Raw genomic sequence first — 14,726 nt, 5'->3', positions numbered from 1 at the left:
CTGGACATCACGCAAGCTCGTGGCGGTGGGCAACCGACAACTGGCACACCGGCAACCGGCAACCGGCGACCGGCAACCGGCCATCAGGCCGAAGGGAGGGAGACGACGAAGATGGAGCCGTCCGGCTCGCCCGGTTCGACCCGGATCGAGCCGCCGTGTAACAGCACCAGATGCCTGACGATGGCGAGTCCGAGCCCGGTACCTCCACTCTCGCGGCTCTTGTCGATCCGATAGAAGCGATTGAAGATCCGTTCGCGGTCCGCGGGCGAAATGCCGGGACCCTGATCGATCACCCGGACGACGACAAAATCCCCTTCGTTCGCGACATTCAGTTGGAGTGTTTCGGTGTCGGTCGCATGGCGAAGAGCGTTGTCGATCAGGTTCGAGAAGACCTGCTCGAGCCGGATCCGATCTCCCAGAACGACGGTCTCGCCGATGCTGTCGAGATTGATTTTCACGCCCGCCTCGATCGCCCGTGTATCGAAATCCCTGCGGAGACCCTCGAGAAGAGCGACCATGTCCACCTCTTCGCGCTTCAGCTTCACCTCTCCCGACTCGAGGGTCCTGAGCTCGGACAGACCCGAGACGAGCTTCTCGAGACGCGCGAGCTGCCTCAGCATGATCTGGCGCAACTCGCTTTCCTGCGAGGGCTCGAGGCCCCCCTCCTCTAGTGTCTCCATCGACGACCGAAGCGCAGTCAGCGGAGTCCGGACCTCGTGCGAGAAGTCGGCGATGAAGTCCCGCCGGATTCTCGAGAGACGTTCGAGCTCGGTGATGTCGACGAAGAGCGCAACCGCGTCTCCCCGTCTCGTCGGCGCCCCTCGCAACTGCAACGTCCTCTGCTCCGAGCCGAACATGACCGGGATTCGCGCGCTCGCCGGGGAGCCTCCGAGCGCCTGTTTCACGACGTCTCTGACCCGGACGTCGCGAACTGCTTCGTAGTATTTGCGTCCGACGATCTCCGTCCGGATGTCGAACAGCTCGAACAATCGCTGATTCGCCAGCGTGATCGTCTCATTCGAATCGATTGCCAGAATTCCTTCGCCAAACCCATCGAGTATCCCGGCGAGCGTGTCCTTTCTCGCCGTCAGCTCGAGCTGGCGTTCCACGACGAGCTCGGCCAGCTCGCTGACGGCCGGATCGGTCAGCGAGGGCCAGACTGCCGTCGGGTTGGACGCATCGTCGAGGAGAAGATCGTGCACTTCCCGCACTTCATCCTCGACTTTTCTCTTCGCCCCTGTCGCGCGCCGTCGCTCAATCGCAAGCGCGGAGAGAGTCGCAAATAGCATCCCCGACGATACGAGGAGGAACGCCGCGCCGCGATCTTCCATTCGGATCATAGCGAAGACCGGAACGCAGACGACGATCGTTGCTGCAACCGCGATCAGAAGGGCGACGACGAGCTCTCTCAACGGGCGCTCAGAGCCGTTTCTCGGGAGGATCCGCCTCGAACCGGTATCCAAAACCGATGACGGTTCCGATCCGATTCTTCCCGATCTTTTTCCTCAGATTCCGGACATGGGCATCGACCGTTCGCGTCTCCACGTCGTCCGCCATCTGCCACACCTCGGACAGAATTCGATCCCTCGAAACGACCGTCGGCCGGTTCCGGATCAGCAACCAGAGCAGCTCGAGCTCCTTGCGGGCCAGATGGACCTCTTCCCCCTCGACGTTGACCCGGAACGTAGCGTGATCGACCCGCAGGGTTCTGTCTTCGTAGACCGCCGCTTCGGTCCCGTAGCCGTCGCTGCGGCGCCGGATCGCCTTCACCCGGGCGATCAGCTCGCGCGGCGAGAAGGGCTTCATCAGATAGTCGTCGGCCCCGAGCTCCAGACCCGTGATCCGGTCGCGCTCCGAGGTTCGAGCGGTCAGCATGAGAATGGGAAGATCGCGCGTCGAGGCTCCACGCCGAATCTCACGGCAGATCGTGAAACCGTCCAGGTCGGGAAGGTTCAGATCGAGGATCAGAAAGTCGTACCCCGCTCGCTCGACTGCAACCAGTCCTTCCTGGCCGTTAGTGTAATGATCGACCGTCCAGCCTTCTCGCTCCAGATTGAGACTGATCGTGTACGCAATGTCACGATCGTCCTCGATCAGAGCGACGCGCATCTCAGCGACGCGCCTCGGCGAGCTTCGCGTGCTTGATCACGTTCCCTTCGACGAGATAGACCACCATCTCGCACAGATTCGTCGCACCGTCGGCCATTCGCTCGAAGTACTTTCCGATGAACGTCAGCCGGATCGCCCGGCCGATGTAGTCGGAGCTCTCTGCCATGTAAGTGAGCAGCTCCCGGAACGATTGCTCGGTAAGGTGATCCACCAGGTCGTCTCTCGCAATCACTTCTCTCGCCATGACCGCATCGCGGTTGACGAATGCGTCGAGCGCCTGCCGGACCATTTCCTGCGCCGTTCTCGCCAGAGTCTCCAGCTCGCTGAGCCGCTTGAGCGGAGGCTCACGATTGAGCTCGATGGCCCGTTCACAAACGTCCTGCGCGAGATCGCCGATCCGCTCGAGATCCGGCGTGATCTTCATGATGGCGGCGACGAATCGAAGGTCGACCGCGGCAGGCTGCATCGTCGCGATGAGCTCCAGCACCGCCTGGTCGATCTCGAGCTCGAGAGCGTCGATTTCCTTGTCACGCTTGATCACCGCTTCCGCCAGGTCGCTGTCTCTTTCGAGCAGTGCCGTGATCGAGTCACGAATCGAATCCTCGACCATCGCTCCCAGCCGGAGCAGCTTTTCCGTCAGCCGCTGTATGTCACGGTCGAAATGCCTGTTCATCCTCTCCCCCTCCCTCTCGTCAGAAATCAACCGAATCTCCCGGTCACGTAATCCTCTGTGATTCGCTTACGAGGCTTCATGAAAATCTGGCGCGTCTCGTCACACTCGATCAGCTCGCCGAGCATAAGAAACGCAGTCCTGTCCGAAACCCGCGCTGCCTGCTGCATGTTGTGGGTCACGATGATGATCGTGTAGTTGTTTTTGAGCTCGTAGATCAGCTCCTCGATCTTCTGCGTGGCGATCGGGTCGAGCGCCGAGGCCGGCTCGTCCATCAGAATGATTTCCGGCTCGAGCGCCAGGGCCCGGGCAATGCACAAACGCTGCTGCTGGCCGCCCGAAAGGCTCATCCCCGAGCGGTCAAGATCGTCCTTCACCTCGTCCCACAATGCCGCCCGCGACAATGCCCCCTCGACGAGCTCGTCGGGGTTGGATACCCGGATTCCCTGGAGCTTCAGACCCGCGAGCACGTTGTCACGAATCGACATCGTCGGAAACGGATTCGGCTTCTGGAACACCATTCCGATGTGCCGGCGCACCCGCACCGGGTTCACCTTCGGGGAGTAGATGTCGTACCCGTCGACCAGCACCCTCCCCTCGACTCGGGCCCCCGGCACGACCTCGTGCATCCGGTTGAGGCAGCGGATGAAGGTCGACTTCCCACAACCCGATGGTCCGATGATCGCCATCACCGAGTTCTGCTCGAATTCGAGGTCGATTCCCCTGACCGCCTCCGTATCGCCATACCAGGCGCGGAGACCTTCGGTTCTCAGCTTGATCGGGGTTTGTGGACTGATCTCCTCAGCCTGCGCGGTCCCGTCCATCGTTTCCATTCTATCTCCGGGCTCGGCGAGCGCCGTGTTTTCGCTCAAAGTCTCGATCATCGGGCTCCTCTCACCAGTTCGCTCGTTTCTGGAGGCGGATCCTTAACCAGATCGCGATTCCGTTCATCGACAGCATCAACGCGAGAAGCACGACGATGCCGGCGGCTGCATTCAGATGAAACTCCGGGTCGGGTCGTGAAACCCAGTTGAAGATCTGGATCGGCAATGCGGTGAACTTGCTTCGTACCGAGTCGGGGAGGTAATCGATGTAGGTGATCGCTCCGAGAGCAATCAGAGGCGCCGTTTCCCCGATCGCCCTGGCGAGACTGAGGATGATGCCCGTCAGGATGCCCGGGACCGACATCGGAAGAATCACCCGGCGAAGCGTCTGCCACCGGTCGGCACCGAGGCCCCACGCGGCTTCCCGAAGCGGGTTCGGAACCGTTCGCAACGCCTCGCGGGACGACATGATCACGACCGGAAGTACCAGGAGAGCGAGCGTCGCCGCACCAGCGAGCAGACTCCGCCCCATCTGCATGACCCGAACGAACAGCTCGAGCCCCAGCAGACCGTAGATGATCGAGGGGACGCCCGCGAGGTTGCCGATGTTGATCTCGATGATCGAGGTCAGGGTACCCGGCCGGGCATACTCCTCCAGATAGAGTGCCGCGCCGACTCCGAGAGGAATCGCGATCGCCGCGGTCAGCACCATGAGCCAGGCGCTCCCGACGAGCGCGGGGAGAATTCCGGCGCGGATCGGAAGCCTCGACGGGAAGTTTCGAATGAAATCGAGGCTGAGCCGTGGAATCGCGTCGAGCATGACGTCACCGAAGAGGACCGCGAGCAGCATCAGCGGGAGCAGGAGCGCGAGAAAACAGATCGCCTTGAACGCTGTTTCGATGCGCTCGTCGAGCGATCGCGCGACCAGATCCGGATCCTCGATCAGGTTGATGTCGTCTTCGAGCAGAGGTGTCATCACCGGCTCGCTCATCCGCTCCCCTTCATGACCCTTCGCCTCAGCGCGAACGAGATCAGATTCAGCACGAGCGTCAGGAGGAAAAGCGCCATCCCGACCGCGAAGATCGTCTTGTACTCGAGCGTTCCGGAAGGTGTGTCCCCCATCGACACCTGAACGATGTAAGCGGTCATCGTCTCGATCGGAACCCTCGGATCGAAGGTGAGCCGCGGCTGCAGGCCGGCGGCGATCGTCACGATCATCGTCTCCCCGATCGCGCGCGAGAAGCCGAGAATCACCGATGCCGCGATGCCCGAATAGGCAGAAGGTATGACCACTCTGATGATCGTCGCAAGCCTCGCCGAACCGAGCGCCCATCCCCCTTCACGAATGCTCCGGGGGACTGAATAGATCGCATCCTCGCTCAGCGAAGCGATGATCGGCACGATCATCACTCCCATCACGATCCCCGGGCTCAATGCATTGAATCCGGAGAGATTGGGCACGATCTTCTGGAGAATCGGAGTGACGAAGGTGAGGGCGAAGTAGCCGTACACGACCGTCGGGATCCCCGCCAGGACCTCGAGGGCAGGCTTCAGAACCCGTCGGACCTTCTCGTGCGCGAACTCGCTCAGGAACACCGCCGCCGACAGCCCGAGCGGAAGCGCGACCAGGATCGCGATCACCGTCGTCAGCAGCGTCCCCGAAAGAAGCGCCGCGATCCCGAAGTGCTTTTCGCTGAACAGCGGCGTCCACTGCGTATCGAAGAGAAAATCGCGAAGCGGCACGACCTGGAAAAACTGGAAGGACTCCCAGGCCAGAATCAAAACGATCCCGATCGTCGTCAGAACGGAAACGAATCCGCAGATGAACAGAATGACGTGAGCGGCACGCTCGCTGGGCGCCTGCGGCACGCTCAGTGAAGTCTCGAACTGGCTTCTCTCCATCAGCGAACGATCTACTCGGTCGTCGTCGTTTCGGCCGGCCGGTCTGGCGCAGCGGACCGGGATTCGACGTTGAGCAGGTCTTCGATCGAGACACCCACTTGCGAGCCAGCGTCCTCGAACATCGAGCCGGTTATCCGGTCGTCCACCCTGGCCTGCGCCATCCTGTATGCATTGGCCGGAAGCGGTATGTAGCCGACCTCTCCTACCAGATCCTCCGCATTTTCGAGATAGAAATCGATGAACTCGGCAACGACCGGCTCTTCCAGCGCATCTTTTCGAACATAAATGAAGATTGGCCGGGAAAGCGGTTGGTATGTCGAGTTGCGCACCGTGTCGATGGAGGGAACGATCGCGCCAGCGCCGTTGCTCGCATCGCCGTCATCGACGGGGACGATCTTCAGCCGGCTCCTGTTCTCATCGTAATAGGCGAATCCGAAGAACCCGAGCGCGTTCCGGTCGTTCGCGATCCCCTGGACGAGCACGTTGTCGTCCTCGCTGGCCGTGAAGTCGCCGCGACTCGCTCCCTCTTCTCCGTTGATTGCCAGGGTGAAGTAATCGAAGGTCCCCGAATCGACTCCAGGACCGTAAAGATGAAGCTCCGTGTCCGGCCAGCCGGGACGGACGTCGCTCCACCGCATGATCTCTCCCTGCGCGGCCGGCTCCCATATCGTCCTGAGCTCCTCGACCGTAATCATATTCACCCAGTCGTTCTCCGGATTCACAACGACGGCAAGCCCATCGTAGGCCACCGGAAGCTCGATCCACTCGATCCCCGCCTCCGCGCATGCTGCGATCTCGGATTCCTTGATGATGCGCGAGGCGTTCTGGATGTCGGTCTCTCCGGCACAGAACTTCTTGAATCCACCACCCGTACCCGACACCCCGATCGAGACCCGCGCTCCGGGATGGTTCCTTCTGAACTCCTCGGCGATCGCTTCGGTGATCGGGAAAACCGTGCTCGAGCCGTCGAGGCTGATCTCGCCCGAGGCGCCCCCCGCTGCGGCGCTGTCGCCGGTCGCGGATTCGCCCCCTCCACAACCCGCCAACGCAATGACTGCGAAGAACGCTGCAAAAATACCCTGAAACCGTCTCATCGGATCTCCTCCGCGGCCCTTTGGCCGCGTTCATCAGAACTTGTATTGAAACCTCAGCGTCCCGACATCGCCTCCCTCGTCGGGATGCTCGAGCGCAACCATCAGTTTCGTGTTCGAAGTCACCTCGTACGAGTACGCCCCTACGAATGTCGTAATCGCCTCGATCTCGTCGTCGTACTCATCGACTCGGACGGTGAGAGTCTGCCGTTCGGTGAAATCCCAGATCGCATAGGTGTACCACCCGTCGACATCGGCTCCCTCTTCCTCACCGGTCATCCACTCGGCCCTCAACTCGACACCCGGTAGCGGCGTGTCCCATTGAACGTCGAAACCGGCGCGCGTCTTGTCCATGCCGTTGCTTTCCCCCTGGTAGCCGGAAACTCCCCCGCGAACCGCTCCGAAGCCGACGCCAAAACGCCCTACGATGTCTTTTGCCGAGTCTACCTCCTCTGAATCGGACGTCCCGTTTCCATTGAAGACCCCGATCCGGTAGTCGTAACGTCCCCCCGGAATCTCTCCGGAGAACATCATGCCCCGGTCGCGCTCGCCGGGAAACAGCTCCCGGATGACCCGCGCGCGCTCCGGAACCTCGCGATTGCTCGAGGACTGGAGCACCTCGAAGCCAAACGGCCATTTGAACTGCCCGGCAGTCAGCGTGTTGTCCCAGCCGGTCCAGTCCTCGGTCACCTCCAGATACGCATCTTTCACGCTGACTCCTGCGGATGAAAAATCAGGCTGGATCACGAAGCTCGCATAGTCGTTTGCCCGGTAGGTGAACTTGAGGCGTCCTCGTCGAACCCGGAATTCGTCGACCCCCTCGTCTCTGGTCAGATACTCCGACTGCAGATAGCCGGAGATTTTCAGCTTCTCGAGCTCGTTTTTCAGCCGCTCGACCGCAGCGTCGTCGTCCTGGGCAAACGCGGGAAGGGAAACGAATGCCGCCAGCAACGCGAACCGTCTGATTGCCCTGGCCGAACCCTGCATGCGCCGGGATTCTATATCGCCGCTCAATGACCTGCCCGGTCCCGAGACCGGCGAACGTCTTCCTTCGACACGCTCGCCTGCGGGTTCGTTTGTCTTCAGCACACGCCGATTCTAGAAAGCGCCTGTGAAGGGAAAGTCGGTCAATGTAAATTCGATGTAAAGACGGAGGTTGGAGGTTCGAGGAGTCCGACCTGTCCGACAACCGGTCCAGTCCCGACAAACTCGCCGCTTCGCGCAAACACAACACTCGTCATTCTGAGCCCGGCGGAGCGCGGGCGAAGAATCTGGGGGCGGGTCGTGAATCCGCGTGATGCCCTCGCGCGCCTCTGCGTTCACGAGCCCCCGACCAGATCCTTCGCCGTCCTTCGGCGGCTCAGGATGAAACGGCCATGAAATTGTTGGACTTCGACCCTCCTGCAGCGCTTCGCTTGGGCTGATGTCCCAACCTGCGAGGTCCTTCGCCTGCCCGCCCGACCGCCCGCTCAGGATGACGTTGGTTTGAGTACGCGAGTTCGGTTGTTTCTGCACTCACGGGTGTCATATCCGATTCACCGTCGCAAGGCGCCGGTCACTTGCTCAGGATGACGAATGTTCGGGTTCGCGAGAGCCACCTCCGGAATCTCGGCCGCTCCGCCACCGGAGTCGAGCCTGAGTCTCAGCTACTCGCCCTTCTGAACTCTTCTGATGGGGCCCGGGTACTGAGCGACGTGACCGTCCGGGGCGGATGGAGAAGGTTGGGACCTGGGGACAGGATCCAGGTCGCGTGGTCCCGACCCGGCAGGCGCCGCGCTCTCCCGGTGATGATTGATCTCGCGAGCACGTGCTTTGACCTCAAACTTCAAACCTCCAACCTCCAACCCGCAAGCGGCGACGGCCGGCTCGGCCGCCGCCGCGAGATTGCGATCAGTCTACGAAAACCGAATCGCCCGTCGTATTGTCAACGGTCGTTCCGTACACGAATACCGGCGTGCTGGCCTCCCAGATGACGTAGAAGTCGTCCTGGACGCGGTTGCCCTCCATCACCGTGTCGATCATGTCGAACACCCCTTTCTGCGTCTGCTGGTAGGGCCCGACCTCGACGACTGCGGTGCCGATCATCGTGCCATTCGCCGCATGCGCCGTGAATCTGATCTGCCCGGATGTATCAGCCGGATTGTAGAAGCCGATGTTCGTCCGGAAACCGAGACCCAACCCGCGATCAGCCGCAGAAGCCTGCGAGAGAAGCGGCAGAACTCCGCTGGTCTTCGCTTCCGATGGAGCCTGGCCTCGAAGCGAGATGCCGGCGGTTCCCTCGTTGATCCCCCGCTGATCGTTGATCACGCGAACGTGGGCGGCGATGTCGCCATCGGCGTGGAGAACGAGCGCTCCCGCTTTTCCGGGCTGTCCGAGGAAATCTCCGGTGACATCGTCGAAAGCAGCCTGCACATTCGGCAGAATCGTGATGTTCTCCGTGGCAGTCGGGACAGGGATTCCATCAGAGCTGGCTTCAAACATTTCAATCGTCACAGCGACCGGTGAATCTGTCGGGTTGACGATCCTGAGATCCGTGACGAACCGCGTGTTGTTCACACCCTCGGTGCTTCCGACGATGGGGAAGATCAGCGTCTCACTGACGCCGCCTTCGAGCTGTCCCCTGATCGCGCCGCCCGGAAAGGGCACATTGTGAACGTTGACGTAGAAACTGGACGGATTTGCGAGGATCCTGTCGATGACGCTCTGGCTGGCCGTCACCGAGCCGGTCGCAGTCGATCCGTCGAAGTTCGGCATGAAGTCGACCACGATCGGTCCGTTCACCCCGGCTGGGCCCTCGTGAATGTGCGCCATCGTCGGCGGTTCGATGTACAGCACGAAGAGCTCGAAATGAATCGTTGTACCTTCAATCACGATGTTCGCCCTACCGAAGCCGTCCGGATCACCACCACCGACTTCCGCTGCACCGGTCAGGGTCGCCGTGAACTCCTGAGCGAAGGCGGGAACCGCCATCACCAGAACCATCAGTATCAAGCAAATTCTCTTCATCATCTTTCCTTTCGCATCGGTCAGATTTTTTTGAATCGGCCTTCGCGCTCGATGACTTCTGGCTGAAAAGGGTCACCTGCAGGCCGTACACCGTCAGGATCGATCCCCAGTTCTGCAGTCGTCAGGATGACGAAGGTCGGGCAACACCGATTCGACGTGCGAAATTGACGCCTGCCAGACGTGGGGTTTCCGTAAAACAAAAATCCGAAGATCCGGGCAACTGATCCCCCTCTCGCCACCCCGGGCACCAGCAGACTGAACGAGGTCTTCGGATTACCGAATCGCCGCCTCCGAAGCAACAGGATCTCCGAAACGAGACCCGAGGTCATCCTGAACTGCCGAGGAGTCGACCCTTTGCAGCGCTTCGCTTGGTCTGATGTCCCAACCTGCGAGGTCCTTCGCCTGCCCGCCCGACCGCCCGCTCAGGATGACGTCGGTTTGAGTACGCGAGTGCGGTTGTTTCTGCACTCACGGGTGTCATGTCCGCTTCGCCGTCGAAACGCGCCGGTCAATTGCTCAGGATTGAGGAGTGTTTGCAAGTTGCGAGAGCAAGCGATCCGACTCTCCGTGTCAGGGACGCGCGGCGGATTCGATCTGCCCGAAGACCCGCATGAAATTGCTCCCGTAAATCGCGCGAATCTCCTCTTCCCGGAAGTCGCGGGCGAGCAGGCGCTCGGTCAGAGATACCAGACCGTGGGGCGTCTCGAGACCGGCCGGCAGACCCGGCACGCCATCGAAATCGGTTCCGATCCCCACATGATCGAGACCGGCGATCGACGCGGCGTGAACGATGTGGTCGACCACCGTATCGACGTCGCCAGGCGGCACCCCGAGGGCTCTCCACCAGGAGATGAATCCCTCCCAGTCGCGCCGGTCGCGTGCCACTTCTTCGAACTCCCCATCGGCCGGTCCCGAACGGTTCCTCTTCGAGCTCGTCAGGGCCTCTGCGGCTTCCGGAACGAGAAATCCCGTAAAAAAGTTGATCATGCAGACGCCGCCGTTCTTCGCGAGATCGCGGAGCATCCGATCGGTGAGATTTCGAGGATGCGCGGCGAGAGCCCGACACGATGAGTGGCTTGCGATGACCGGAACCGAGGTCTCTTCCAGCACGTGATCGAACGTATCGTCGGAGACGTGGGAAACGTCGACGATCATTCCGATCCGATTCATCCGTCGGACGACTTCACGCCCGAACGAAGTCAGCCCGCCGTGACGCGGCGGCTCGCCGGAGGAGTCCGCCCAGTTGTTGTTGTTGACGTGGGTGAGGGTCATGTAGCGCGCCCCCCGTTCGTGAAACTCGTCGAGGACCTCGAGCGAGTCCTCGATGGCGTGCCCCCCCTCGACGCCGATCAGAATCGCGGTCCGTCCCGTCGCCCGGGCCTTCTCGATCCCGGCGGTCGAGTCGGCAAACGCGAGATCCTCCTCATAGCGGTCGACCTGTCTGTCGACGATGTCGAAGAGTCGTCGGGCGAATCGCGCTGCGCCGTTCCCGGCATAGACCGGCGGTACATAGACGACGAAGAAGCTCGCGCCGACATTGCCCTCCCTGAGCGACTCCAGAGTCACCTGGGCGGTGGCGTCGCGCTCTCCCAGATCCGTCTGGTGACGGTGAAGGCGGTATGGAGCATCGCAGTGACCATCGACGAGCAGAAGCCGCCGATGCAGGTCTCTGGCTGATTCCGCGCGTTCAGACTGTTGCATGCAAATCCTCCCAATGCGTGGCGAGCTCGTGAATGTCGTCGACGATGATCTCCGCCTTTTCGAGTGTCTCGTCGGGAAAGCCGCCCGACCTCACCGCGGCGATCGCCAGGCCGTTCCGATGAGCGGCGAGGATATCCCAGGGAGTATCCCCCACCACCAGCACCTCTTCCGGGGGCATGTCGAGCGTCCGGAGCGCCGCTTCGAAGACGTCGGGCGCGGGCTTCGGGTCGTCGACGTCGTCCGCGGTAGTCCGGCCGTCGAGCAGATCGGCGATGCCGAGCAGCTCGACGAACCAGTCGAGATCCTCCTCATTGGAAGAGCTGGCGAGCACCATCCGGAGGCCGTGATCACGAAACGTCTCGAGCGCCTCCCGGACTTTCGGAAACGGACGGACGCTCTCGCGATAGGAGTCCCGGAAGAGGCGCGAACGATACTCCCGCAGCTCCTCACTGATCTCGCGCACTTCCTTCGCCGAGAGGAGATCGGGGACGAGATAATCGCCGCCCTTTCCGATCTGCATTCTGACGAGATCGACCGGATGGATCCGCCCGAAGTGCGCGAACGCCTTCTGCCACGCCTCGGCGTGCTGATCGTTCGAGTCGATCAGCGTCCCGTCGAGATCGAGAACGAGCCCTCGAATCGGCACGTCAGTCCCAGAAGCTCCTGCCGCGGTCGAGGACGACGAAGCGATCCTCCCCCGAGGAGAGCGTGAAGGTGCCGACCAGCCCGTCGCGGCGGACGTTCCCCTCGAAACGCCCGGCCCACGCATGATCGGCCGGAACGGTGAACGACAGTGAATCTTCATCCTCGTAATAGACGTCGACGATGACCAGCGGTGAGAGCCCTCCCGCCGTTCCACTTCCTATCTGCAGCGCTCCCTGATATCCGGTCGAAGTCTCGACGATCCGGAGCTCCACGCCGATGACCTCCCCGGTCGGTGCATGCATGAAGAAATCGCTGAACGTCCCCGTTCGCGAAGCGGGACGCGAGAACGGATTCATCGAGCTGGTTCCGCATGAGGCAACGATCAGCGAAACCGCGATCAGCGCCCCGATGCTCGTCATTCGTTTCATCCTCTTTTCTCCTTTTCGAGATCTCTCAGCTCATTCGCGAAGTGTTCCAGAAGTTCGCCAATCCCATTTACGACGGTCGCGTTGCGCGGAGTTTCATTTCGCTCGCTGCTCCGAACGAAATAGCCGCCACCCCGTTCAGCCGCCCATTCGATCGCGCCGAAGTCGGTGAGATCGTCGCCTGCGTAGACGACCCGCTCGGCTTCCGTGGCGTCGGTCAGCTCTTCGATCACGTCACGCTTCGATCTTTTTCCACGCGCCGCCTCCAGCACTGCCCTTCCGGACTGTAGTGTCAGGCCTTCGCCGGCGGCCCATTCCCGAAACGCCTCGACCTCCGGCGACGCCTCGCTGGCTCCCTCGACGCCTCGCCAGTGAAGCGCGGCGCCGTATTTCTTCTTCTCCAGTCGGAATCCCTTCGCCTCCAGATCGCGCACCCACTCGTCGGGAGGCCGGGACTCGATCCCGTTCTCGGTGCGGATCATCTCCCCCTTCTCGCTCGAGATCTCCCGGCCGTGCGACCCGCTGCGAATCGCCCGGATTCCGCCCGAGCGATTGTAAAGATCTTCGAGGTCGCGGCCCGAAAGAAGTGCGACGACCACGCCGGGAATCTGCGACGCGCGGATCAGGAGCTCCTTCGCATCCTCGTCGATCTCCGCATCCTCCGGTACCGGCACGATGGGAGCGAGGGTACCGTCGAAGTCGCTTGCGAGCAGCAGTCTGACTTTCGTCACTGGCGCCTCGCTGCAACTTCGCGTGCATCGCGGAGTAAAAGCCGTGCCCAGTCATGGATCGTGTGATTGCGCACGACGTTGCGAAGCGCCGTCATTCGTTTCGTGCGCTCGGCATCACCCATCACGGCCGCGGCATGGATCGCACCGGCAACCTCCACAGTGTCCCACGGGTTGACCTGGATCGCCTCGTCGAGCTCCTCGGCGGCGCCGGCGAACTGGCTGAGAATGAGCGCCCCCGCATCATCGACACAGGAAACGATGTACTCCTTTGCAACGAGGTTCATCCCGTCGTGAAGGGACGTCACGATCGCAGTGTCGGCCATTGCGAAGTAACGGTCGAGCTGATCGCGGGAGAGCGTTTCTTCGACCAGAACGACCGGTCGCCATTCATCCGACGCAAATCGGGAGTTGACCCGATCGACCGCTTCGTGGAAGCGCCGGGTCACGGTGGCGTACTCATCGAGGGCGGTCCTGCTCGGCGAGCCTAGCTGCACGTGGACCCAGCGGCCATGCCAGTCGGGGTAGTTCTCCAGAAAGAGCTCGATCGCCTCGATCCGCTCCGGAAGTCCCTTGGTGTAATCGATCCTGTCGACCCCGAGCGCGATGTGCATCCCGTCGAGACCGAGCTCCGCGGCGAGATCGCGCCCTGACTGCCGCGAGGGGCGGTCTTCGCTCCATTCGACGCTGATCGGATAGGTTCGAATCGCCGCCGTATGCTCACCGGCGCGCACCTCGCGCGCCTCCCGGTCGACCTCGAAACCGAGATCATCCGCACAGTCGAGAAACGCCTCGCCGTACTCGTCGATGTGGAACCCGATGATGTCGGATGCGATCAGCCCTTCGATCAGCTCCCGCGCCCAGGGACAGATCCTCCAGATCTCCCGAGGAGGCCATGGGATGTGCCAGAACGTCGAGATCGTCACATCGGGGTTTCTTTGGCGCAGCGCCGCGGGCACGAGCGCGAAATGGTAATCCTGGACGAGCACGATCCCATCGTCGCCGGCGATTGCCGAAGCCCGTTCCGCAAACTTCTCGTTCACCTCGCTGTAGATCGTGAAGTCGCGCTCGCGAAAGCGAGGCCGCACATAGACGAGATGGCAGAGGGGCCATAGCGCTTCGTTCGCGAAACCCTGATAGTAGCCTTCGATCTCTTCGTCCGAGAGCCAGATCCGGGACAGTTCGTACGTCGGATCATCGGGAGGGACCTGAACGACCCCTTCGGGACTCACTTCACGGTCCGCCGATCCTCCTCCATGCGCGATCCACGTCCCCGCCACGTCCGCGACCATCGGCTCGAGACCGGTGACGAGCCCGCTCGCCGGCCGCGACACGGTGATCCCCTCCTCGGTCCGTTCGTGCGCGTACGGCTGGCGATTGGCGACGATGACCAGCTTCTTACGATCGGAACGATCACTCACGGCCGCGACCCGGTGCGAAACCGGAGCCAGGGTTCAGGAGCCAGGATTCAGGAGACAGGCCCTATGGAGTGCAGCGCACCCGGAGGTTTGAGGTTGGCAGGAGGCTCGTGATTCGAGATCCTCCGGGTGCGAAACAGGAGCCAAGACGGGGTCGGGTCTGAACTTGGAACTTAACTTGATTGAATTCGCAAAGCTCTAGAGCTT

Annotated in this window: 14 protein-coding genes; all 14 read right to left on the bottom strand. The window is 61.7% G+C overall.

The annotated features are described in order from the left end of the window. Positions 1-83 precede the first annotated feature (83 nt). On the bottom strand, positions 84-1,412 hold the full coding sequence (locus KY459_12125; protein ID MBW3565464.1) for a PAS domain-containing sensor histidine kinase: 1,329 nt from the start codon (positions 1,410-1,412) through the stop codon (positions 84-86). 7 nt (positions 1,413-1,419) lie between these two features. Continuing rightward, complete coding sequence (locus KY459_12120) at positions 1,420-2,109, bottom strand: response regulator transcription factor (protein ID MBW3565463.1); 690 nt, start codon at positions 2,107-2,109, stop codon at positions 1,420-1,422. Between the two features lies 1 nt (position 2,110). After that, positions 2,111-2,782 (bottom strand): phosphate signaling complex protein PhoU, encoded by a 672-nt coding sequence (gene phoU, locus KY459_12115; GenBank protein ID MBW3565462.1) that lies wholly within the window; start codon positions 2,780-2,782, stop codon positions 2,111-2,113. Between the two features lie 26 nt (positions 2,783-2,808). After that, a complete protein-coding gene (pstB, locus tag KY459_12110; GenBank protein MBW3565461.1) occupies positions 2,809-3,603 on the bottom strand; it encodes a phosphate ABC transporter ATP-binding protein PstB in 795 nt (264 codons plus the stop codon). A gap of 70 nt (positions 3,604-3,673) precedes the next feature. After that, positions 3,674-4,579: a phosphate ABC transporter permease PstA gene (pstA, locus tag KY459_12105; protein MBW3565460.1), complete on the bottom strand. Its 906-nt coding sequence runs from the start codon at positions 4,577-4,579 to the stop codon at positions 3,674-3,676. 11 nt (positions 4,580-4,590) lie between these two features. Continuing rightward, on the bottom strand, positions 4,591-5,505 hold the full coding sequence (pstC, locus tag KY459_12100; GenBank protein ID MBW3565459.1) for a phosphate ABC transporter permease subunit PstC: 915 nt from the start codon (positions 5,503-5,505) through the stop codon (positions 4,591-4,593). 11 nt (positions 5,506-5,516) lie between these two features. After that, on the bottom strand, positions 5,517-6,599 hold the full coding sequence (locus KY459_12095; GenBank protein MBW3565458.1) for a PstS family phosphate ABC transporter substrate-binding protein: 1,083 nt from the start codon (positions 6,597-6,599) through the stop codon (positions 5,517-5,519). A 33-nt stretch (positions 6,600-6,632) separates the two neighbouring features. Then, a complete protein-coding gene (locus KY459_12090; GenBank protein MBW3565457.1) occupies positions 6,633-7,583 on the bottom strand; it encodes an OprO/OprP family phosphate-selective porin in 951 nt (316 codons plus the stop codon). A gap of 903 nt (positions 7,584-8,486) precedes the next feature. After that, complete coding sequence (locus tag KY459_12085; GenBank protein MBW3565456.1) at positions 8,487-9,602, bottom strand: CHRD domain-containing protein; 1,116 nt, start codon at positions 9,600-9,602, stop codon at positions 8,487-8,489. A gap of 570 nt (positions 9,603-10,172) precedes the next feature. Next, complete coding sequence (locus KY459_12080) at positions 10,173-11,303, bottom strand: dipeptidase (GenBank protein ID MBW3565455.1); 1,131 nt, start codon at positions 11,301-11,303, stop codon at positions 10,173-10,175. Continuing rightward, positions 11,290-11,949 (bottom strand): HAD family hydrolase, encoded by a 660-nt coding sequence (locus KY459_12075; protein ID MBW3565454.1) that lies wholly within the window; start codon positions 11,947-11,949, stop codon positions 11,290-11,292. Before KY459_12075 ends, KY459_12080 begins: the two co-directional genes overlap by 14 nt. Position 11,950: 1 nt before the next feature. After that, positions 11,951-12,376 (bottom strand): hypothetical protein, encoded by a 426-nt coding sequence (locus KY459_12070; protein ID MBW3565453.1) that lies wholly within the window; start codon positions 12,374-12,376, stop codon positions 11,951-11,953. Next, positions 12,373-13,104 (bottom strand): trehalose-phosphatase, encoded by a 732-nt coding sequence (otsB, locus tag KY459_12065; GenBank protein ID MBW3565452.1) that lies wholly within the window; start codon positions 13,102-13,104, stop codon positions 12,373-12,375. The genes KY459_12070 and otsB overlap by 4 nt, the downstream gene beginning before the upstream one ends. Then, on the bottom strand, positions 13,101-14,522 hold the full coding sequence (locus KY459_12060; protein MBW3565451.1) for a trehalose-6-phosphate synthase: 1,422 nt from the start codon (positions 14,520-14,522) through the stop codon (positions 13,101-13,103). The genes otsB and KY459_12060 overlap by 4 nt, the downstream gene beginning before the upstream one ends. Positions 14,523-14,726 lie beyond the last annotated feature (204 nt).

The sequence above is a fragment of the Acidobacteriota bacterium genome, from assembly GCA_019347945.1.
GTDB lineage: Bacteria > Acidobacteriota > Thermoanaerobaculia > Gp7-AA8 > JAHWKK01 > JAHWKK01.
Note: the sequence above shows the minus strand (reverse complement) of the source record. Positions and strands in the feature narration are given on the sequence as shown.

Coding starts and splice junctions, on each gene's coding strand:
- KY459_12085 (MBW3565456.1), bottom strand. CDS start 9,602: ATGAAGAGAATTTGCTTGATACTGATGGTTCTGGTGATGGCGGTTCCC.
- KY459_12120 (MBW3565463.1), bottom strand. CDS start 2,109: ATGCGCGTCGCTCTGATCGAGGACGATCGTGACATTGCGTACACGATC.
- pstA (MBW3565460.1), bottom strand. CDS start 4,579: ATGACACCTCTGCTCGAAGACGACATCAACCTGATCGAGGATCCGGAT.
- phoU (MBW3565462.1), bottom strand. CDS start 2,782: ATGAACAGGCATTTCGACCGTGACATACAGCGGCTGACGGAAAAGCTG.
- pstC (MBW3565459.1), bottom strand. CDS start 5,505: ATGGAGAGAAGCCAGTTCGAGACTTCACTGAGCGTGCCGCAGGCGCCC.
- KY459_12070 (MBW3565453.1), bottom strand. CDS start 12,376: ATGAAACGAATGACGAGCATCGGGGCGCTGATCGCGGTTTCGCTGATC.
- KY459_12095 (MBW3565458.1), bottom strand. CDS start 6,599: ATGAGACGGTTTCAGGGTATTTTTGCAGCGTTCTTCGCAGTCATTGCG.
- KY459_12090 (MBW3565457.1), bottom strand. CDS start 7,583: ATGCAGGGTTCGGCCAGGGCAATCAGACGGTTCGCGTTGCTGGCGGCA.
- pstB (MBW3565461.1), bottom strand. CDS start 3,603: ATGGACGGGACCGCGCAGGCTGAGGAGATCAGTCCACAAACCCCGATC.
- KY459_12080 (MBW3565455.1), bottom strand. CDS start 11,303: ATGCAACAGTCTGAACGCGCGGAATCAGCCAGAGACCTGCATCGGCGG.